Raw genomic sequence first — 20810 nt, forward strand, 5'->3', positions numbered from 1 at the left:
GGCCCGGCTCCGCTGCGTGCGCCCAAAAGCCCGTCGATCGGACCCCAGTCGATCTCCTTCGCAACAAGATCGAAGATCGTCTCATCCGACACCGCAAGGCCGTCCGCCAAGCTCAATTGACCAAGCACACGATCAACCATCCGCGAATCTCCCGTAGCGACCATGCCACAGAATCACCAATCCGATTCTGTGCAAAGGCCCCCTGTGGGAGAAGGTGGCCGAGCGAAGCTCGGTCGGATGAGGGTGCCGGAAGGATCGCGAGCCTGGAGACGTAAGTGCTTCAAATTGCCTAGATTTCCACCGCCGAGTTTCTTCCAGCACCCCTCATCCGTCTCGGCGCTGCGCGCCGATCCACCTTCTCCCACAGGGGGAGAAGCGAATGCGCGCTACACCGGCCGATAAACCTTCTCCGCCGTGTTCCAGAAGATGTCGGCCTCTGCCGCCGCGCCGTGCTTGCCCACCGCTTCCCTGTGCGCCCTGATCAGCTCGGCGTGGCTGGTCCACAGTTTCTCGATCGGGAAGTTCGATCCGAACATCAAATGATTGCTGCCGAGGATGTCGATGGCGGCGTCGACGATATAGCTGATCAGCGCCGGGTCGTTGCGGTGGACGAAGGTGCCGAGGCCGGACAGTTTTGCATAGAGGTTGGGGGCCGCTGACAGCGTGCGCAGGCCGGCTTTCCAGGCCTCGGTGGTCTCTGGCTCCATGTCGGTCAGCATGCCGGCGTGGGTGAGGATGAAATTGGTCTCGGGGTTCTCGCCGACAAGCGTCAGCCCGTCCTTCATCTGGGCGGGGAAAAGCTGCAGGTCGAAGGACAAGCCGTAGTCCTTCAGACGCGCCACATTGGCCCGCACCTTCGGGTCGATGACCTGATCGGCCGAGGCAGCGAAGCGGAAGGCCGGCATTTCGTGCCAGTGCAGCTGCATGCGCACGCCGCGCAGCAGGGGGTATTTGATCAGCCGGTCGATCTGGGAACGCACGTCGTCCACGGTCATGTCGGCATAGCCGACGATGGCGTGCGGCCAGCCGGTTTCTTCCGCGGTTTTCTGCAGGAAGGCGACCTCATTCTCGAAATCCTCCTTGGCCCAGTTGGTCTGCACATAGACCGCCTTCTCGACGCCCGAGCCTTGCTGGTCGGCGAGGAATTCCCCGATAGGATAGTCGCGGCGGATCGGCTCATATGGTCCGAAGATGCGCGGCACCATCGGCCCGACCAGCCAGGGCTGGTCCTTTTGGCGCCAGATGTGGAAATGCGCGTCGATCGCCTTCTGCATCACGAAACCCTCCTCCAGATTGCCGCGGCCGCCGGGGCTGGGCGGGCGAGCGACAGGATGAAATCGGTGAGGCCGGCGATCGACGAACCGTCGACCAGGTCGTCGAGCACTGGCAGGATGGCGCGAAGCGCTGCCGTCGCCGGCCGAAAGCGTGGATCGCCGGCCAACGGCGTCGCCAGCGAAAGCCGAAAGGCGCGGGCGCTCAGCCGGCGCATCGCCGTCTCCAGCTCGGCATGATCGCCGCGCTCCAGCGCATCCGACAGGATGACGATCGCCGCCCCGCGCGCAAAGGCCGAAAAACGCGGCACCGAGAGGAAGGCAAGCAGTGTCGGTCCCATGCGGGTGCCGCCGTCCCAGTCGTCGACCTGGGCAGCGGCGCGGGCCAGCGCCTGGTCGCGGTCGCGAATGCGCAGCGCCGAGGTGATACGGGTCAGTCGTGTGCCGAAAGTGAAGACCTCCGCCCGGTCGGCGCCTTGCACGGCCGCATGCGCCAGCTTGAGATAGTCTGAGGTGTAGAGTTTCATCGAGCCCGACACGTCGATCAGGATGAGTAGCTTGCGTGGCACTGTCTGCCGCCGGCGCAGCAGCGGCGAGGGGATATCGCCGTCGGCACTGACGATTTCGCGCAGCGAGCGGCGCAGGTCGAGCTTGCCGCGCGCATGCGTGCGCACCGTGCGGAAGGAGCGGCGGGCGGGCAAAGCGGTGGCGAGCTTGCGGCGGAAGGCGGCAAGCCCGTCGCTATCGCGGCTGAATTCGCGGACGCTCAACTGTTCGCTGGCCGAAGACAGTTCGCCGCCTTGCTCCTGGCGGACCACCTCGATTTCTTGTTCGCTGGTTTCGCCGTCATCCTTGATGCGGGTTTCCTCGTCGGCCTCGCCTCCGACCACTGCCGCGGTGCTGCCATAGAAATGGCTCCGAAAATGCGCCTCGAATTCGTCGCGGCGGTCGGGCGGCGGCGCCAGCGTGGCGAGCGCCGCTTCGCGGATGTCGGCCATCGAGCGCGGCCCAAGCAGCGTCACCGCTTGCATGAAGCCGGAGACCTGCTCGGGCGCCACTGAAAAGCCATAGCGGCGCAGCAGCCGGCCGAAGCCGAGGAAGGGCGTCGCCCCTTGAGGCAGATCCGCGGGGCTCACGCCAGCGCCTCCTCGACAATCTTGCCGAACTCGGGCGCGATGCAGGAAAGGTCCTCCTCGTCCTTGATCAGCACGCCAATGGCGCGGCGAAACGCTTCCGGCCACGGACTGCCGCCTTTTTCGAGGATCGTCGCGGCGTTCGCCCATTCGACCGCTTCGGCGATGCCGGGCGGCTTCGCCAGCGGGCGGGCGCGAATGTCGCGCACTGCGGCAGCCACGGCGCGCGCCGTGGCCTCGGCGACGTCGCCGGCGCGCAGCATGATGATCTCGGCTTCGCGCCGGGCGTCGGGATAGGTGATCCAGTGGTAGACGCAGCGCCGCCGCAGCGCTTCGGCAAGCTCACGGGTGCGGTTCGAGGTCAGGATGACGATCGGCTGCGCAGTCGCGCGAATGGTGCCGCGCTCGGGAATGCTGATCTGGAAATCGGACAGGAACTCCAGCAGCAGCGCTTCGAATTCATGGTCGGAACGGTCGATTTCGTCGACCAGCAGCACGCGCTTTTCCGGCGCTTTCAGCACCTGCAGCAGCGGCCGCGCGATGAGAAAGCGGTCGTCGTAGATGTCGACCTCGTGCTCACCGGCATGGCGGATGGCGAGCAACTGGCGCTGGTAATTCCATTCGTAGAGCGCATGTGCGGCGTCGATGCCCTCGTAGCATTGCAGCCGCACCAGGTCGCGCCCGAGCACCTCGGCAATCGCCTTCGCAGCTTCCGTCTTGCCGACGCCGGGTGCGCCTTCGAGCAGCAGCGGCTTTCCCAGCCTGATCGCCAGGAAGATGGCGGTGGCCAGGCTTTCATCGGCGAGATAGCGCGAGGCGGCGAGGCGCGACGCCACCGCCTCAGGCGAGGTCGCGACTGTCTCAGCGCTTCTCTTGGGCATTTTCAGCCCTCAGTTCGGGGCTTGCGCCTTCAGCGCCCGCAGGATGCGCTCCGGCGTGATCGGCAGCGTATCGATGCGCACACCGACAGCGTCGAAGACGGCATTGGCGACCGCCGGGATCTGCGGGTTGGCGCACATTTCGCCCGGCCCCTTGGCGCCATACGGCCCGTCCGCCGAGGGCCGTTCCAGCACGATGATCTCGGTTTGCGCGAGATCGCCAGGACCCGGCATCAGATATTGGTTGAAGTCGGTGCCGCCATGGTCGCGGTTGGGATAATAGGGCTCGGTCGTTTCGTAGAGCGCATGGCTGATGCCCATCCACGAGCCGCCAACGAGTTGCTGCTCGACCATTTTCGGGTTCAGCGCGCGGCCGATCTCAAACACGTTCTTCACCGTCAGCACGGTGACCTCGCCGGTCTCGTCGTCGACCTCGACCTCCGCCACCGTGCAGGCATGGGCGTAGCAGGTAGACGGCTTCATCGCTCCGGTCTCTTTCTCCGGATAGGAGCGGGGGATCAAAAACATGCCGCGGCCGGAAATCGAACGGCCGCGCTTGAAATGCGCCGACAGCGCGACATCGAAGATCGAGATCGATCTTTGCGGCGCGCCCTTGACCAGGATGTTGCCCTCGCCATCGGTCTCGAGGTCCGAGGCGTTTACCTCAAGTTCCTCGGCCGCCACTTCCAGCATCACCTGGCGGGCTTCCCTGGCGGCCTGGATGACCGCATTGCCGGCCCGATGCGTGCCGCGCGAGGCGAAGGTGCCCATGCAGTGCGGGCCGGTGTCGGTGTCGGCGGTGTCGACGACGACGCGGTCGGTCGGTACGCCGATCGTCTCGGCGCAGATCTGTGCCATGATCTGCTTCATGCCCTGGCCCAGGTCGACGCTGGAGAGCGTGACCATGAAATTGCCGGTCGGCGTCGAATGCACCAGCGCCTGCGTCGGGTCGCCGCCGAGATTCATGCCGGTCGGATAATTGATCGCGGCGACGCCGCGTCCGCGCCTGATCGCCATCTCAAGCTCCCTTCGCGTAAGACGACATCGTCATGAACTTCTCCGCCACCGGCCAGTTGGCGGCGCGCGAGGCTTCCTGCATGCACTCGATCAGCGCCGCCCCCTCCGTCGGCTGCCGGTGTGCCTTCATGTCGCCGTCGCGGTAGGCGTTGATGAAGCGGAATTCGAGAGGGTCCATGCCGATCAGCCGGGCGAGCTTGTCCATCTGCACCTCCAGCGCGAAGTCGCCGATGGTGACGCCGAAACCGCGCATCGCCGAGGACGGGGTACGGTTGGTGTAGACGCAGTAGGTGTCGATCCAGACATTCGGGATCGTATACGGGCCAGGATAATGCCCGGCGCCCTTCTGCGCGCCGTAGGGCGAATGGCGCGAATAGGCGCCGGCATCGGTGTAGCCGGTCACTTTCCGCGCCACGATGCGGCCGTCGTTCGTGACGCCGTCCTTGATGACGACCTTCTCGGCGGCGCGCGGCGAGGAAATCTGCATCTCCTCCTCGCGGCTATAGACAAAACAAACCGGTCGTCCGGTTAGTTTGGCGCCGAGGATGGCGATCGGCTCGACGATGACGTCGACCTTGCCGCCAAAACCGCCGCCGACGGTGCCGCCGACGAAATGCAGCTTGTTGCCGGGCATCTGCAGGATGATCGAGGCGTTGTCGAGCGTGAAGAACATCGCCTGCGTGTTGGTGTAGCAGGTGAAGCGGTCGTTGCCCTCCGGTGCGACGATGCAGCCGGTCGTCTCGGTCGGCGCATGCTCGATCGGCGAGGACTGATAGGTCTGTTCGAGCACGTGGTCGGCTGTGGCAAAGCCTGCCTCGACATCGCCAAAGCGCACCTTGCGGCATTCGCCGCTGTCGTAGAGGTAATAGTTCCGGCCGTGATACTCGTTGACGATCGGCGCGTCGGGCTTCAGCGCTTCCTCCATGTCGAAGACGGCCGGCAGCACCTCGTAGTCGACCTTGACCTTGGCGGCGGCTTCCTGCGCGGCGCGCTCGGTCTCGGCCAGCACCGCCACCACCGCCTCGCCCTTCCAGCGCACCTTGCCGTCAGCCAGCACCGTCTCGTCCTCCGGCCCGATCTGGATCAGGATCAGGATGGTGTAGACATTGTGCGGCACATCCTTGGCGGTCAGCACCTTGACGACACCCGGATGCTTTTCCGCCTCGGACGTATCGATGCTGCGTATGCGGGCGTGATGGTGCGGGCTGCGCACCATCTTCAGGTGCAGCATGCCGGGAAAATTGCGGTCGGCGAAATAGGTGGTCTTGCCAGTGACATGGCCGGGTGAATCCGAACGCGGCCGCGGCTGGCCGATCTCGTGCAGATCGTCCTTGCGCTGGTCGGCGAAATAGCTCTTGCGGAGTTCCATTTTCTTAACTCCCTCAAACCGCGTTCTGCGAATTGGAGCGCGCGGCGGTCAGCACCGCCTGGATGATCGGCTCGTAACCGGTGCAGCGGCAGATATTGCCCGACAGCGCCTCGACCACGTCCTCGCGGCTGGGGTTCGGCGTGTGATCGAGCAGTACCTTGGCTGCCATGATCATGCCCGGCGTGCAGAAACCGCATTGCGTGGCGAAAGCATCGAGGAAAGCGCGTTGCAGCGGATGCAGCACGCCGCCTTCCGAAAGCCCCGACGTCGTGGTGACGGCCGCACCGTTGCAGGTCTCGGCCAACGTCAGGCAGGACAGCCTGAGCTCGCCATCGATGATGACCGTGCAGGCGCCGCAAGTGCCTTGATGGCAGCCGCCTTTTGGCGAGGTGTCGCCGATCTTGTCGCGCAGCGCGTGAAGCAGCGTCGTGCCGCTGTCGATGAACTCGGCCTTTTCGGCACCATTGAGCGTGAACTGAACCGGGACCTTCGCCATCTTTATTACTCCTTGCGCCGCAGCCAGGGCGTTCAGGCGAGCAGCAGCCGGCCGAGATGGACCGGCAGGACTTCGTTGCGATACCAGGCACTGGCGATCGGATCGGTTGGCGGCGAAGTGCCGTCGTGGGCAACGGCCAGTGCCGGTGCGATGCCGTCTGCGGTGAGTTTGCGGCCAATCAAGGCTTTCTCCGCCGCCCTGGCACGGATCGGCCGGTCGGCCATGCAGCCGAGCGCGATCCGCGCTGACGTGACAGTGCCGTCCTGTGCCTGTTCCAGCACGGTGGCGATGCTCAGCACCGCGACGCCCTTTGGCTTGACCCGCGACTGTTTCAGGAAGCGAAAACCGCCTTCCTTCGGAAGCGTGAAGCCGACCGCAGTGACGATGGCGTGATTGCTCTCGCGCTTTGCCAGAAAGGTTTCGATCGGCAGCTCGCCGTAGTCGGTGGTGACGGTTGCGTCCAACGCCAGCAGTGCAACGGTGAAATCGCCGTAAGGCGTTGGCGCGAAGAGATTGCCGCCGACCGTAGCCATGTTGCGGATCGCCGGTCCGCCGACGGCGCGCGCGGCGTGGGCCAGTGGAGCGAGATCCGGGTGACGGGCGATCGCCGCCATGGTCACCGAAGCGCCGATGCGGACCTCGCCGCCGGAAATGTGGATGATCGACAGCGCCGGTTCGGTCGACCGGATGAAACCGGAAATCGACACGTCGCCTTCGTTGGCGGCGCGCACGACCAGTGTGCCGCCACCGAGATAGCGGGTGCCGGCGGCCTTCAGCGCCGCGCCAGCGTTCTTCACCGTCGGGAAAGTCTGCAGTGCAAGCGCCATGGAACGCTCCTGGTTGTCAGCTCAATTCAGTTCAACCTTGCCGGCGAAATGGGCCTTCAGGGCGTTGAAGCCGCCCTGGAAGACGTTGGCGCCCATGCCTTCGGCCAGCTTGTCGGCTTCTTCGGGAGGGGCGTCGAAGCTGGCGGTCCATTCGGCATAGGTGCGGTCGCCGTCGGTCACCCGCCGCAACTGCAGCGTCGCCTTGTGGTTGGTAAGCGGTTGCGGCGTCTCCAGGATGGAGTAGCTGACGAGGAAATTCTCGTCGGAGAAATCGAGCAGCTTTTCGCGGAGGCGGGCGCCGCTGGCGAGCTGGAAATTGCGTACGCAGCCGATCGTGCCGGCGTCCTTGCCGTCCTCGATGTGGCTTTCGACCATGCGCGGATGCCAGGTCGGCAGACCGTTGAAGTCGCGTATGCGTGCCCAGACCTTTTCGACCGGCGCGTCGATGACGCTGGAGATGGTGACTTTCGCCATATGATCGTTCCCTTGCAAATCAGCTGCTTGGGAGGGTAGGGCGGCAGACTCGGCGGCGCTTATCAATGCGTCTTGAACGCCTATCAATTAGTCTGAAAAACGGGCGCTCAGCTGATCGCCCGCGCCGCCTCGCGGTAAAGCGTCGGCGGAACGCCGACATGGTCGCGGAAGAAGCGCGAGAAATTGCCCTGGGTGGTGAAGCCGAGATTGCAGGCGACCGAGATCAGCGGCTCCTGCGACCACTGCAATTGCCGCACCGCTTCCTCCATGCGCAGCGTGTTCCAATAGACGTTGGGCGTCAGATTGGTCTGTTCCTTGAACAGGGCGAAGAAATGCGGCCGCGACAGGCCGACGCTGCGCGCCACGTCGTCGAAGCAGATGCGCTCGCAGACATTGGCTTTCATCAGCTGGATCGCCTTGCGGACGCGAAAATCCTGCATGGTGTGGACGCGGGCGCGCACCGTCTGCGGTGCGCAGGCGTCGGCGGCATCGAGCACGCTGTCGATGAAGCGCTCGATCTCGTAATTGGCGATGTCGTCGATGCTCTCATTGTCGCTGAGATGGTCGAGAAGGTTGGCCGCTGCCTTGTGCAGCCAAGGCTCGAGCGTGATTGCCGGGGCGGAGAACAGCGGCGCGGCGGAAGGCAGCTCGCGGCGCCTTCGAGCCCAGTCCGGATCGATGTAAAAGGCGAGGAACAGGCCGGGCGTGCCGTCGCGGGACAGAGCGTGGCTGTGCGGCTGGAAGGAATTGATGCCGGCGGCGGTGCCCGGTCCAAGCCGCACCGTCTCGCGGCCGATGGTCATCTCGCCGGCCGTGCCTTCCAGCCAGATGATGATATGCGCCTCGACATGAGCATGGGTGACGAAGTCGCTGGCGACGTTCAGGACAGAAACATGTCCGAACCGGCCCCAGTAGAGCCTGATCGCTTCCGTCATGGGTATATCCTCCCGCAGGCGACTGGCCTCCCTTCGCCTGCTGCGAGCGATTGTGCGGCTCAGTTCGGGCTTGCGTCAAGACGGATGTGCACGCCCGGGCGCCGGCCATGCGCCGCAGCGGCGGATTTTCAGACTCGGCGATAGGAAGAAGGCGAGCGTTTCCAGGCCGGTATGGCAAGACCGGTGCGGTCGACGGCAACCGGCACTCCCTTCGAGGCTGAGCAAGGACTTTTGCCAGCGAAGCAACTTTGCCCCGCCGGCGGAAAAGTTCAGTCGTTGCGCCTGAAATTGCGGATGCGGTCGAACAGCACGGCAAGCAGGATGGCGCCGCCGATGAACACGCCCTGCCAGAAGGCATTGATGCCGAGCAGGCCGAGGCTATTGCGGATGACCTCGATCAGCGCCGCGCCAACGACCGCGCCGAAGGCTGTGCCCATGCCGCCGGCCAGGTTGGCGCCACCGATGACGGTGGCGGCGATCACCTGAAGCTCCATGCCGTTGCCGAGATTTGTGGTGACCGCGCCCAGCCAGCCGGTCTGGATGATGCCGGCAAGGCCCGCCGCCAATGCCGAGATCATGTAGACGACAACCTTGATCTGGCGCACCGGAACGCCGGTCAGCGTCGCCGCATGCTCGTTGCCGCCGATGGCGAAGATGTGCCGGCCGAATTTCGTCCAGCGCAGCACGAAGCCGGTAATCATCGCCAGCACGATCATGTAGAGCACCGGATTGGCGATGCCGAACACCCAGGCGCCGCCGCCAAGCGCCAGCAGCTTGTCGTGGTCCGGCCCGAACTGGAAGACGACGGTGTTGTTGGAGGCGACCATGGCAAGGCTACGTGCGATCGACAGCATGCCGAGCGTCACCACGAAGGGCGGAAAGCCGAGATAGGCGATCAGAACCCCGTTGAAGGCGCCGATGATCAGCGCTGTCGCGATCGCAGCGCCAATGCCGATCTCGATGCCATAGCCGGCATGCATGGTCACGGCCAGCACCATCGAGCACAGGCAAAGCACCGAGCCGACCGACAGGTCGATACCGCCGGTGATGATGACGAAGGTCATGCCGAGCGCCACGATGGCGACGAAGGTGACGTTGCGGGTGATGTTGTAGAGGTTCTTGGTCGTGGCGAAGGAATCCGTTGCCACCGACAGGAACAGGCAGGCGAGGATGACCGCGATCACCACCCAGAAGGTCTGGCTGGCAAACACCTTGCTCAGCAAGGTGTGCTGCTTGTGCGCGATCGTCTGATCAAGGGTGACTGCCATTATCGACCTTTTTTACTCTGGTTGAGGCGTCAATCATACCTGTTCGATAGCGCCGGTGATGAGCCCGGTGACTTCTTCCGGCGAACTCGATGCGATCGTCTTGTCGGCGACCTTGCGGCCGCGCCGCATGACGATGACGCGGTCGGCAACGTCAAAGACGTCGGGCATGCGGTGGCTGATCAGCACGACGGCGATGCCCTGGTCGCGCAAATGGCGGATCAGGTTCAATACCTCGGCGACCTGGCGCACCGAGATCGCCGCCGTCGGCTCGTCCATCAGCACGATCTTGGCCTGCGAAAGCATGGTGCGGGCGATCGCCACCGCTTGCCGCTGGCCGCCCGACATCTGTTTGACCAGGTCGCGCGGGCGGGTTTCGGATTTCAGCTCGGCGAAGATCTGGCCGGCACGCTTGTACATCGCGGCATAGTCGAGGATGCGAAGCGGCCCGAGGCCGCGGCGCAATTCACGGCCGAGATAGACGTTGGCGGCGGCCGTCAGATTGTTGCACAGTGCCAGGTCCTGATGGACGATTTCGATGCCATGCTGGCGCGCCTCGACCGGCTTGTGCAGGATCAGCTCTTTGCCGTCCATCTGCATCGTGCCATGGCTCGGTGGGAAATTGCCGGCGATCATCTTGACCAGGGTCGACTTGCCGGCGCCGTTGTCGCCCATCAGGCCGACAACCTGTCCGGCCTCGATCGACAACGAAACGTCGTTGACCGCCTGGATGGCGCCAAAATGCTTCGAGATGTTGGTGAGTTCGAGAACCGCCACCAGCCTTCTTGCCTCCCCGTGCTTTGCGGCCTGCGGTTCTGCCGCGGCCTTTCGCTCTCCCCAGTTCCTCCCGGAAGCAGCGATTTTGCCCATTTACGCATAAGCCACCTTGGCGTCAACCACGGCTTCTTTCGAAAAATCAGTTTTGTAGGACAAATAGCATTGACGTCGGCGACAAGGCGATATTAGCTAAGTGTCGGAGGAGCTTGCGCCGATCTCCCGGGTTGCCGGAAGGAATCGGTGAAGGTTTGTCGGTCAGGGATTTGGTAACCAGCTGTATCTGTCGGTGCCGGTCTGAGACTGAATATGAAAATGCTTATCGACCTGGCTTGGCGACACGAGTGCGACGTCCTCTGTCATCTTGCTCCGGGTCGATCTGTGTGTGGCGGGCACGTGGTGTCCGTTTGTTTCAAAAGGGAGGACTGACATGAGGAAATCACTATTGCTCGCTGCCGCCGCCGTCATGGCGTTGGGTGCCGGGCCGGCTATGGCCAAGAAACAGCTCGTCATCGTCGTGAAGGGTCTCGACAATCCATTCTTCGAGGCCATCCACCAGGGTTGCGAGAAATGGAACAAGGAAAACGCCAGCTCGGAATATGAGTGCTTCTACACCGGACCGGCATCGACCTCGGACGAAGCCGGTGAAGCCCAGATCGTCCAGGACATGCTGAGCAAGCCCGACACTGTGGCGATGGCGATTTCGCCATCGAACGCGCCGCTGATCGCGCAGACGATCAAAAGCGCCAATCCGTCGATCCCGATCATGACCCTCGACGCCGACCTCAGCAAGGAAGATGCGGCGCTGCGCAAGACCTACCTCGGCACCGACAACTACCTGATGGGTCACAAGATCGGCGAATACATCAAGAAGGCCAAGCCGAATGGCGGCAAGATCTGCACCATCGAAGGCAATCCGGCGGCCGACAACATCCTGCGCCGCGCGCAGGGCATGCGTGACGCGCTTTCGGGCAAGGACGGCCTCGCCGCGCTGGCAGGCGAAGGCGGCTGGACGGAAGTTGCCGGCTGCCCGGTGTTCACCAATGACGACGGCGCCAAGGGCGTGCAGGCGATGACCGACATCCTCGCTGCCAATCCCGATCTCGACGCCTTCGGCATCATGGGCGGCTGGCCGCTGTTCGGCGCTCCGCAGCCCTACCGCGACCTGTTCAAGCCGATGGCCGACAAGATCGCCAGCAACGCCTTCGTCATCGGCGCCGCCGACACGATCGGCGACGAGGTGGCGATTGCCCGTGACGGGCTGGTGACCGCGCTGGTTGGCCAGCGGCCGTTCGAGATGGGCTACAAGGCGCCCTCGGTGATGATCGACCTGGTCGAAGGCAAGCCGGTCGCCGATCCGGTGTTCACCGGCCTCGACGAATGCACCAAGGACACGGTCGACACCTGCATCCAGAAGTAGGTTCGCAGTTTCGGGGCGCCCTTCGACGGGCGCCCCGTCACAGACCGTCCATACGAACGCACGAGGCGACGCTGCTTTGGAGCGTAGGCCGCTGCTTTGTCGTGTCCTGAGTTCAGGCTTTCGACAAGCGGCTGCCGGGGAATACGAATGCCGGACGCGACATCAAAAAAGCGACCCGCCAAGTTGAAGGCAGAGGCTGAGCGGCCGGCCGGCGTTCGGCGTGCCGACGCCGCACACTTTCCCGGATCGAGCGTGCATGCCTCGCTCGCCAACGAAATCGGGCTGAGGATCGTGCGCGGCGATTATCCGCCGGGAACCATCCTGCCCAACGAAGCCAAATGGTCGGAGACCTTCGACGTCAGCCGCTCGGCGGTGCGCGAAGCCATAAAAATGCTGATGGCCAAGAGCCTGCTTGCGTCACGTCCCAAAATCGGCAGCTGGGTCGAGCCGAAGGAGCGCTGGAACCTGCTCGATCGCGACGTGCTGGCCTGGTACGCGACCTCGCCGGACCGCGAGGTGTTCCTCCGGACGGTGCAGGAATTCCGCCACATCATCGAGCCGGAGGCCAGCGCCTTTGCCGCGATGCGGCGCACCGACGAGCAGATGGCCGAGATCAGCCAGGCCTGTCGCGAAATGGGCGAAGCGACCAACCTGCAGGAGCGAACGCGCGCCGACACGCGGTTCCACCTCGCCATCCTGCGCGCCTCGGGCAACGATCTGCTGGTGCCGCTCGGCGTGCTGATCGAATCGGCGCTCGATCACCTCTTTGTTTTCGTCACACGCGAAACCAGCGACCAGCGTCGTGCGCAGGCACTGCACGAGGCGATCGAGAAGAACATCCGCCTGCAGCGGCCCGCCGCAGCCCGTGCCGCGGTGCACAGGCTTCTCGCCAACACCGACGATGTTATCGGGCGGTCGCGGCGGTGATGGTTGCACCAGGGCTGGCATTGCTCCGAACGATTGCAAAACTCGGCATTCCTTCGCGCCCCTCTCTGTCCTGCCGGACATCTCCCCCACGAGGGGGGAGATTGGATGCCACTTCGGCTTTCGCTAATCATCAACGTTAGGCAATGAGGGCGGCGACCTCGGATGGGCCAGGGATTCGGACTTTTTTACCGCCGCAGCGTATTTTGTTCTTGCTTTGTGCCGGCAGCTATGCTAGTAATCTGGTTATGGTGCTGATTGGCGCCGGCGACCCGCCTACCGAGGCGGGTTTTTTGTTTTCGGCTTTGAAATTGCAGTGTTGCCGATCTGAGGTCTGAGGGACAGCACCCCCTCTGCCCTGCCGGGCATCTCCCCCAACAAGGCAGGGCAAATCGCGTAAGGAGTCCCCCTCATCCGGCCGCTTCGCGGCCACCTTCTCCCCGCTGGGGAGAAGAGGCTGACGCCGGCGCTGGCGATCTCCTCTCCCCTCGGGGAGAGGTTGGATTGCCCCGAATTGCCCTTCGCAATTCGGTTGGCAATCCGGGTGAGGGGGCTCTTGCCTACATGCGATTGCACTGCCTCAAGGGGGAAGATTGGCAGCTTCCCCAGTGGCGCTGACGCCTCGGAATGTTGCGGCAAGCTTGCGTGGCCAAAAGCTGATCGGCCGGCTCAGATCGTCTGCTTCTTGCCATCCCTGGTCGGCATCAGGTCGACGCCGTTGACCTTGCCGATATGCGTGGCCAGCATCGGCACATACTGGTCGGCGGGGCCGGCCGCGAAGGCGCCGGCGAAGGCGTTCTTGGTGGCGTTGCCGAGCGGATTGGCGATGCCGGCAGCACCCGCCATCGATTCGAGATAGGTGAGATCCTTGAAGGCGTTGGCGATGCTGAATTTGTGCGCGTCGCGGTCGCCTTCCAGCGTCCAGCGCATGAAGGTCTGGTAGAAGCCGCAATCCATGCGGCCGTTGCGGATGACGCTGTCGAAGCGCGGCGGCGAGATGCCGACCTTCTGCGCCAGCGCCAGCGCCTCGGAATAGATCGCGGCGTAGCCGAGCGAAATGAAGTTGTTGAGCAGCTTCATGCGATGGCCGTCGCCGGTGTCGCCGATGTGGACGATGCGCCCGGCCCAGGTGTCGAGCACCGGTTTCAGCCGGGCAAAGACCGTGTCGGGCGCGCCGACCATGGCGTCGAGCGTGCCTTCCCAGGCCTCCTTCGGGGTGCGGCTGAGCGGGGCATCGACATAATCGACGCCGAGCGCCTTGAGTTCGGCGGCCAGCGCCACCGTCGAGACAGGATCCGAGGTCGAGCAGTCGACGACAACCGATCCCTGCTTCAGGCCTTCCTTGAGGCCGCCTGGGCCGCGGATGATGGCTTCGACCTCGCGCGAGCCGGTGACGCAGATGAAGACGATATCGGATGCCGCGGCGACGTCGCGCGAGGTCGCCGCTTCCTTGGCGCCGCGGCCGAGCAGGTCTTCGGCAGGCGTGCGGTTCTTGCGGCCGAGAAAAGTCAACGGATAGCCTTTGTCGACGATGTTCTTCGCTATGCCGTGCCCCATCAGGCCAAGCCCGATGAAGCCGATCTTTTCGCTCGCGGCGGTCGTGTTCATGTCGTTTCGTCCTATTTGCAATGATGGATGACGGCGCTGCACCTTGCCGGCGAATTGTTGAAGCGGGTTTTTGCCGCATGCCATTGGCAGGCGATTGCAGAGTTCGATATTGTCTGACAATACACATGAATTCCAGGGAGAGCAAAATGACGAAGCGGATCATGTTCACCGGCGGCAGCGGCAAGGCCGGGCGCCACGTCGTGCAATATCTGGTCGAGCAGGGCTGCCAGGTGCTCAACATCGACACCAAGCCGCTCGACAATCCCAAGGTGCGCACGCTGATCACCGACATCACCGACAGCGGGCAGGTGTTCAACGCGCTGTCGAGCTATATCGGCCTGCATGAATTCGATCCGTCGCTGCGTTCGCAGCCGGTCGATGCCGTGGTGCATTTCGCGGCCATCCCGCGCATCATGATCACGCCCGACAACGAGGTGTTCCGCATCAACGCGCTCGGCACCTACAATGTCATCGAGGCCGCAGTGAAGCTCGGTATCCGCAAGGTGGTGATCGCATCCAGCGAGACGACCTACGGCCTGGTCTTCGCCAACGAACCGCGCGATCCGACGCATTTTCCGCTCGACGAGGAGTACGACGTCGATCCGATGGACAGCTACGCGCTGTCCAAGGTCGTCAACGAGAAGACCGCGCGGGCGTTTGCACAACGCGATGGCACCGACATCTATGCCTTGCGCATCGGCAACGTCATCGAGCCGCATGAATATTCGCTGTTTCCGAAATGGTTCGCCGATCCGGGTTTCCGCAAGCGCATCGCCTGGAGCTATATCGACGCGCGCGACCTCGGCCAGATCACGCTGCGCGCCATCGAAAAGGATGGGCTCGGCTATCAGGTGTTCAACGCCGCCAATGACGACACCTCGTCGGACCTGCCGACGGCCGAACTGCTGAAGCGGTTTTATCCCGATGTGCCGGTCGAGGGCGAACTTGGCGAATACGAGACGCTGCTCTCCAACCGCAAGGCACGCGACATCCTCGGCTTCCGGCCGGAGCACAGCTGGCGGAAATATGTCAAGACGACCTGACGGGCGTACGTGATACGGAGCCGGCACTGGGCCAGCCCCGACGCGCAACGTTGAGAAGGCTCTGACTCAACCTCGAATTTGACATAGGCTATCTGCTGGCTGGTAATAACACGTTTCCCCCTTCGAGAGGAACGGTGCGGCCTGCGGGGGAATTGTTGACTTTAAACGCAACTAACTCTATTCTGTATCAGCGGTCGAAACCGGTCGGCTCGTCGCGCGGCCTGCACTTAACCAAAAGGTGGAGGCCAAGCGGTTTCTGTATGTAACGCCAAATGTTTATAGAGGATTGGCTGGGAAGGATCCCGACTTAAGCCATTTGCCGATGGCGAAAATGGAAGAACTGATAGCAATTTTTTGTTTCGGTTGGTTCGTGACGGCAAGCCTCAAAGGAGACCCAGACGAGCGGGGGCCAGACATCGAACGATTGCATTCTGTTGACGAGGTCTGGGTAATTTGTGCGCGAAAGCCTAGGCATGTCCAAGTGCGTCTGTTCGGTAGGTTTCTCGACGCCGGGGTATTCATAGGTTTAGGACTGCATTGCCGACATTGGCTAGGGATCAAAAAGAACTATAGCGAAACCGTCGCTGGAATCCCCGATCTTTGGGGCAACACCATGGGTAATGCGCAACCTTTTCGTGCAGCAACGGCGTTAGAGTACGTGAAGGGAATATGTCGAGATGTGGATGAAAAAATCTAATAAGGTTTCCGACCAAGCGTTCGTTGAAGAGTTCGAACGCGGGATACTTCGTTCGGCTTTTGTGAGCGCCTTTTGGGCGGTCATTCAAGCCAGGAAAGCGGAAACGGGGCTCACCCTAAGTCAGCTTGCCGATCGCCTCGGAATTAACAAGTCTGCGGTCTCTCGCTGGTTTTCAGGAACAAAGCCGAACTGGGAAATAGACACTATCGCGGACCTCGCGACTGCCCTTGAGGTAGACGTAGAGGTTGTGGTCGTAGACAGAAAAATGAACCGTCGGTTTGGGCCTGCGGGCGAGATACAGCCGCTTACGCTCGGAGCGGGGACCACACTAAGTTCCGGGCAGCATTCCATCCTGCCGGGAACCGATGCCGTGAGTGCGGTGTCAATACGCCTTGAGGCAGCATGATTTTGAACCCCCATGCTAGCGTCGTGTTTTGCGATGACCTTCGACAGGAGGCCAACGGGAAGCAACTGCACATAGGGGTCTATAATGATGCCGTTTTATTCGACGGACCTTTGCCGTGGGCATTGCCCACGGGGCTGTGGTGTCTGATTAAGTATCTTGAACCGTATCCAGAAACTTTGCCTACCCTCGCGATAAAAGTTCGTCTTGAATCCAAGGCCGGTGGGGTAGTTGATTTGATAGAAGCTCCAGTGCCGAAGACCGACATCATCCCCCAGAAAGGACCCCTCGAATTTGAGAAGGATACAGTCAAATTATTGGCCCTTAGCATGAACATTCAACTGTCAACCTTGGTCTTCCAAGAGCCTGCAAAACTCGTGGTCGTAGTCGTTCGGGACGGGGAGGAAATCTCAGCTGGCCGATTGCGCATCTCGCAGTTGAGTAGGGATGGAGCCGGCAACCCCATCCCCGCTGTTTAGGCCCAAAGGGGTCAAGGTTCTCCGATACTTCACTTGTTGAAGGGGCAATACCCTTGATCAATAAGTTCTGAGCCTAGCCCTCACTCGTTTCCTGCCGTGCGGCAAGTAAGCTACTTGTCTTTCCAGAATTCGGCCTGGAGTTGCGCCGCTTCATCGGCAAGCAGCGGACCAACGACTTCAGTCGGACGCTGCCCAGCTTCGAAGACGATCCTGCAGGGCAGGTCGAGTGTAGGATTCTCGACATGTGCACCCGTCGATGCCTTGAGGTCATGTTCGCTCTGGCCAAAGACGACCCGTCCGATGCCCGCCCAATAGATTGTGCCGGAGCACATCGCGCAAGGTTCGGCCGAAGTGTAGAGTGTGCAGGAGGCCAGCTTTTCGAGACTGAAATTCATCCCCGCCCATGAGGCCAGCAGCCTTTCGGCATGAGCGGTGCGGTCGCCCCCGCCGGCTTTGTAAGCGTTGGGCTGCTCGCGCAAAACATTGCCGTCCTTGTCAGCGAGGAGCGAACCAAAGGGATGTTCGCCGGCATCGCGGGCCTTGCGCGCGACTTCGAACGCCTGACGGAGCAGGCGCTCATCATAGGGGCGTTGTGGCATCGGCGGATCCTCCGGCTATGCCGCTGGACCATAGTGCCGAACAATCCGCCGACACAAGTCGGCGGCCTAAAACGCGTCGCGTTCGACCGGCCTCATGCTACGCGCTTCCGGTTCTTGTTTTGATGCATGTCGTATCGCAAACCCGCTGCACACTTTTGAGCGACATGCATCAGGACTCGTTCCGACTAGGGCGTTGAGCCAGCCAGATGCTGCCGATGACGAAAGCGACGCCGGCGATCTGAGGCAAGGTCAGCGTCTGATCCAGGAATACCCATCCAAGCAGCACGGCGGTCACCGGGCTGAGGAAAAGCAGCGATGACACCACTGCGGATTCCAGTCGCGCAATGCCCCGGAACCAGAGGACATAGGTCAGCGCCGCGCCGATCAGGCCGAGCCACGCCAGTCCAAGCAGGTTGGTGCCGGTCGGGAGCGGGATGGAAGGCTCGAAAAGCAGCGTCACCGGAACGAGAAGCAGACCACCGGCAGTCAGCTGCCATGCCGTAAAGGTAAGCAGCGATACTGGCGGTTGCCACCTACGGGCCAATACGCTTCCGAAGGCCATGGAGGCCGCCCCGGCGAGGCCGGCGGCAACGCCGACCGCATCGAGCGTCGCGTTCGGGGTCAGCACCAGCAATGCAACACCGGCGATCCCGACAAGGGCAGCGACGATCGCTAACGGTCGGACAGGGCTGGCAAGCAGGGCAGCGGCAAGGAAAATCACGATCAACGGCTGGACCGACAGCACCGTCGCGGCGACCCCGCCCGGAAGCCGGTAGGCGGCGACAAACAACATGCTCAGGAAGATCGAGATGTTGAGGGCTCCGAGGACGAAACTGCGCAGCCACCAGATGCCCGTCGGCAGTTGCCGGACGATCGCCAGCAGCAGCAATCCGGCGGGCAAGGCACGCAGCATTGCGACCGTCATCGGCGAAAAGTTGGGCAGGAACTGGGTGGTGACGATATAGGTGCTGCCCCATATCGCGGGTGCAATGGCTGTCAGCAACAGATCGAAACGGCGCGTTTTCATAAGATTTCCAGTACTTCGGCAAGAGGGCGGCGCGGCTTTTGCGGCCAGTTGCCGGGCGCGGCGCGGCCGACCGTGATGAGCATCACCGGCACTTCATTCAGTCCAAGGCCAAACTCGCGGGCCACGCCTTCGGCATCGAAGCCTCCCATCGGACCAGCGACGAGCCCCAGCGCTTCGGCTGCAAAAATCAGCGTTGCAGCGCCAAGCGTTGCCGAGCGCACCGCTTCGTCGCGGGCTGCCCGAGGATCGGCATATTGTGCGCGGGCGCCTTCCTGCCAGCCCGAAGCCATATCCGCCGGCATGAAGCCGGCTTGCACGAAAGGATGCAGCCTTGCTGTGAGGGCAGCGTGGTCGGGCAATACGCCGCAGACGATGAAGGTGACCGCTGCTTCCTGCACCTTGGCCTGGCCATGGGCCACGCTGCGCAACCGCGCCTTTGCTTCCGGCGTCCGCACGGCGATGAACCGCCAGTTCTGAAGGTTGTAGGCGGTTGGCGCGCGCGTTGCGAGACGTGCCAGTTCCTCGACCTCGGCATCCGTCAATGCGTACGAGGCATCGAACCGATTGGCCGACATGCGTCGCTCGATAAGGGAGATTGTGGGGTTGGTCATCATATCATTCCGAAATTGAGAAAGTTGTTCGGGAAGCAGATATGGAATTTACCAACAGACGATAATATGTGACAATTGAAAGACATTGTTTACTGGGAGAGAATGGTGCAGTGGATCGCCTGACTGCGTTGCAGGTTTTCCGTCATGTGGCGGAACTGAACAGCTTTGCCGAAGCCGGACGGCGGCTCGGTCTCTCGCCTCCCGCGATCAGCAAGAACATCGCCGAGCTGGAGGCGCATCTGGGGGTGCGGCTCATCAACCGGACGACGCGGCGGATGGCCCTGACCGAAGAAGGCAGGATCTATCTGGAGCATGTCACGCAGGGGCTCGATGCGCTGGCCAGGGCCGACCAGGTCCTCGGCCCGATCAAGACGGCGCCGAGCGGCACGTTGCGGATCAGCGCGCCGATGACTGTCACGTTGACGCGGCTTTCGGCTGCCATTCCCGCGTTTCTATCGCGCTATCCCGATTTGAAACTCGATTTGCATCTTGATGACAGGCGCGTCGATATCGTGCGGGAGGGATTTGACCTTGCCATTCGCGGCAGCGACAATCTCGAGGATTCCAGCCTGGTCGCCAGAAAGCTTGCGGTCATGCCGCACGTGCTTTGTGCAGCTCCTGCCTACTTCGAGCAGCACGGCCGGCCTCAAACGCCTGCCGATTTGAAGGCGGCCAACTGCATCCGGTTCAGCCTCTCGGGGCATGCGGACATATGGGAATTCCGCAAGGACGGCCGCAGCGAGCGGATCGCCATCGACGGACGATATTCGGTCTCCTCGAGCCTTGCCGTACGCGATGCGCTGCGCGCCGGCTTCGGCGCCAGCCTGATCCCCTATCCCTATGTCGAAAGCGACCTGAAAGCAGGCCGGCTGCAATCGGCTCTGGATGACTGGGACAAGGTCGAAACCACACTCTACGCGGTCTATCCGGCACGGCAGCATCTTGCCCCGAAAATCCGCGTCTTCCTTGATTTCCTGATCGAGGAATTCAGTCGGGACAAAGAGAAGCCGTTCGTGCCTCCCCGGCGTGAACGCCCGGCAAAGCGCGGTGTCGGCGAGGCGACGGATACGGAAAATCAAACCGAGATATTGCCGTCGATTTCATCTCCTTGACACGCCTCCAAATCCGGACTTTGTGGAGCCATGCAGGACGCGAAGCCGAATAAGGGAAAGACAGCGGCCGAGGCGTTCGCCGAACGCACGAGCGGTATTCGCCGCGCCGATGCGGCGCGCATGCCGGGGTCGAGCGTGCATGCGTCGCTGGCCAACGAAATCGGGCTGAGGATCGTGCGCGGCGATTATCCGCCGGGAACCATCCTGCCCAACGAAGCCAAATGGTCGGAGACCTTCGACGTCAGCCGCTCGGCGGTGCGCGAAGCCATCAAGATGCTGATGGCGAAGAGCCTTTTGTCGTCACGTCCCAAAATCGGCAGCTGGGTCGAGCCGAAGGAGCGCTGGAACCTGCTCGATCGCGATGTGCTGGCCTGGTACGCGACCTCGCCGGACCGCGAGGTGTTCCTCCGGACGGTGCAGGAATTCCGCCACATCATCGAGCCGGAGG

Annotated in this window: 23 protein-coding genes; 8 read left to right on the top strand and 15 right to left on the bottom strand. The window is 62.6% G+C overall.

What is annotated here, in order from left to right:
• Positions 1–386: 386 nt before the first annotated feature.
• The 11 genes from NKH29_RS31300 to NKH29_RS31350 all read right to left on the bottom strand — a co-directional run bounded on the left by NKH29_RS31300 (position 387) and on the right by NKH29_RS31350 (position 10442).
• Positions 387–1274, bottom strand: coding sequence for an amidohydrolase family protein (locus NKH29_RS31300; RefSeq protein WP_352481707.1), 888 nt, complete (start codon positions 1272–1274; stop codon positions 387–389).
• Positions 1274–2407 (bottom strand): vWA domain-containing protein, encoded by a 1134-nt coding sequence (locus NKH29_RS31305; protein ID WP_352788615.1) that lies wholly within the window; start codon positions 2405–2407, stop codon positions 1274–1276. Before NKH29_RS31305 ends, NKH29_RS31300 begins: the two co-directional genes overlap by 1 nt.
• On the bottom strand, positions 2404–3285 hold the full coding sequence (locus tag NKH29_RS31310; RefSeq protein WP_023721265.1) for an AAA family ATPase: 882 nt from the start codon (positions 3283–3285) through the stop codon (positions 2404–2406). The genes NKH29_RS31305 and NKH29_RS31310 overlap by 4 nt, the downstream gene beginning before the upstream one ends.
• Before the next feature lie 9 nt (positions 3286–3294).
• Positions 3295–4299 carry a xanthine dehydrogenase family protein molybdopterin-binding subunit gene (locus NKH29_RS31315; protein ID WP_023721264.1) on the bottom strand — a complete coding sequence of 335 codons (1005 nt, stop codon included), beginning with the start codon at positions 4297–4299 and terminating at the stop codon, positions 3295–3297.
• Between the two features lies 1 nt (position 4300).
• Entirely contained in the window at positions 4301–5668 is a 1368-nt protein-coding gene (locus NKH29_RS31320) for a xanthine dehydrogenase family protein molybdopterin-binding subunit (RefSeq protein WP_352788610.1), read from the bottom strand.
• Positions 5669–5681: 13 nt separating this feature from the next.
• Positions 5682–6164 carry a (2Fe-2S)-binding protein gene (locus tag NKH29_RS31325; RefSeq protein ID WP_352481581.1) on the bottom strand — a complete coding sequence of 161 codons (483 nt, stop codon included), beginning with the start codon at positions 6162–6164 and terminating at the stop codon, positions 5682–5684.
• Positions 6165–6196: 32 nt separating this feature from the next.
• On the bottom strand, positions 6197–6991 hold the full coding sequence (locus NKH29_RS31330) for an FAD binding domain-containing protein (protein WP_352788607.1): 795 nt from the start codon (positions 6989–6991) through the stop codon (positions 6197–6199).
• Between the two features lie 21 nt (positions 6992–7012).
• Entirely contained in the window at positions 7013–7465 is a 453-nt protein-coding gene (locus NKH29_RS31335; protein ID WP_352481579.1) for an SRPBCC family protein, read from the bottom strand.
• A 107-nt stretch (positions 7466–7572) separates the two neighbouring features.
• Entirely contained in the window at positions 7573–8400 is an 828-nt protein-coding gene (locus tag NKH29_RS31340) for an AraC family transcriptional regulator (RefSeq protein WP_352641216.1), read from the bottom strand.
• Between the two features lie 269 nt (positions 8401–8669).
• Complete coding sequence (locus NKH29_RS31345; RefSeq protein WP_292660607.1) at positions 8670–9668, bottom strand: ABC transporter permease; 999 nt, start codon at positions 9666–9668, stop codon at positions 8670–8672.
• 33 nt (positions 9669–9701) lie between these two features.
• Positions 9702–10442, bottom strand: a complete 741-nt coding sequence (locus NKH29_RS31350; protein ID WP_023675804.1) for an ATP-binding cassette domain-containing protein — start codon at positions 10440–10442, stop codon at positions 9702–9704.
• Positions 10443–10869: 427 nt separating this feature from the next.
• Here NKH29_RS31350 and NKH29_RS31355 point away from each other — a divergent pair, with 427 nt between their 5' ends.
• Together NKH29_RS31355 and NKH29_RS31360 are read left to right on the top strand one after the other, a co-directional pair.
• Complete coding sequence (locus NKH29_RS31355) at positions 10870–11859, top strand: sugar-binding protein (RefSeq protein WP_023721257.1); 990 nt, start codon at positions 10870–10872, stop codon at positions 11857–11859.
• A gap of 147 nt (positions 11860–12006) precedes the next feature.
• Positions 12007–12786 (top strand): FadR/GntR family transcriptional regulator, encoded by a 780-nt coding sequence (locus NKH29_RS31360; RefSeq protein ID WP_023721256.1) that lies wholly within the window; start codon positions 12007–12009, stop codon positions 12784–12786.
• Positions 12787–13452: 666 nt separating this feature from the next.
• Here NKH29_RS31360 and NKH29_RS31365 read toward each other — a convergent pair.
• The gene (locus NKH29_RS31365; RefSeq protein ID WP_352815680.1) at positions 13453–14391 is read right to left on the bottom strand and encodes an NAD(P)-dependent oxidoreductase; all 939 of its coding nucleotides are present in this window, start codon (positions 14389–14391) and stop codon (positions 13453–13455) included.
• A 146-nt stretch (positions 14392–14537) separates the two neighbouring features.
• Here NKH29_RS31365 and NKH29_RS31370 point away from each other — a divergent pair, with 146 nt between their 5' ends.
• The 4 genes from NKH29_RS31370 (at position 14538) to NKH29_RS31385 (ending at position 17013) form a co-directional block, all read left to right on the top strand.
• On the top strand, positions 14538–15434 hold the full coding sequence (locus tag NKH29_RS31370; protein WP_353001301.1) for an NAD-dependent epimerase/dehydratase family protein: 897 nt from the start codon (positions 14538–14540) through the stop codon (positions 15432–15434).
• A 331-nt stretch (positions 15435–15765) separates the two neighbouring features.
• The gene (locus tag NKH29_RS31375; RefSeq protein ID WP_156948174.1) at positions 15766–16131 is read left to right on the top strand and encodes a hypothetical protein; all 366 of its coding nucleotides are present in this window, start codon (positions 15766–15768) and stop codon (positions 16129–16131) included.
• A complete protein-coding gene (locus NKH29_RS31380) occupies positions 16112–16537 on the top strand; it encodes a helix-turn-helix domain-containing protein (protein ID WP_031194604.1) in 426 nt (141 codons plus the stop codon). The genes NKH29_RS31375 and NKH29_RS31380 overlap by 20 nt, the downstream gene beginning before the upstream one ends.
• Positions 16534–17013, top strand: coding sequence for a hypothetical protein (locus NKH29_RS31385; protein WP_023721252.1), 480 nt, complete (start codon positions 16534–16536; stop codon positions 17011–17013). The genes NKH29_RS31380 and NKH29_RS31385 overlap by 4 nt, the downstream gene beginning before the upstream one ends.
• A gap of 110 nt (positions 17014–17123) precedes the next feature.
• Here NKH29_RS31385 and NKH29_RS31390 read toward each other — a convergent pair whose 3' ends face one another.
• The 3 genes from NKH29_RS31390 to NKH29_RS31400 form a co-directional block, all read right to left on the bottom strand.
• Complete coding sequence (locus NKH29_RS31390; RefSeq protein WP_023721251.1) at positions 17124–17612, bottom strand: nucleoside deaminase; 489 nt, start codon at positions 17610–17612, stop codon at positions 17124–17126.
• A 169-nt stretch (positions 17613–17781) separates the two neighbouring features.
• Positions 17782–18639 (bottom strand): EamA family transporter, encoded by an 858-nt coding sequence (locus NKH29_RS31395; RefSeq protein ID WP_353001302.1) that lies wholly within the window; start codon positions 18637–18639, stop codon positions 17782–17784.
• On the bottom strand, positions 18636–19250 hold the full coding sequence (locus tag NKH29_RS31400) for a nitroreductase family protein (RefSeq protein ID WP_353001303.1): 615 nt from the start codon (positions 19248–19250) through the stop codon (positions 18636–18638). Before NKH29_RS31400 ends, NKH29_RS31395 begins: the two co-directional genes overlap by 4 nt.
• Positions 19251–19360: 110 nt before the next feature.
• Between NKH29_RS31400 and NKH29_RS31405 the strand changes: the two genes are divergently transcribed.
• Positions 19361–20362: a LysR family transcriptional regulator gene (locus tag NKH29_RS31405; protein ID WP_353001304.1), complete on the top strand. Its 1002-nt coding sequence runs from the start codon at positions 19361–19363 to the stop codon at positions 20360–20362.
• 30 nt (positions 20363–20392) lie between these two features.
• Positions 20393–20810: FadR/GntR family transcriptional regulator (locus NKH29_RS31410; RefSeq protein ID WP_353001305.1), on the top strand; the 418-nt coding region annotated here is incomplete at its 3' end.

This window comes from Mesorhizobium sp. M1295, assembly GCF_040318135.1.
In the GTDB taxonomy this organism is placed as follows: Bacteria; Pseudomonadota; Alphaproteobacteria; order Rhizobiales; family Rhizobiaceae; genus Mesorhizobium.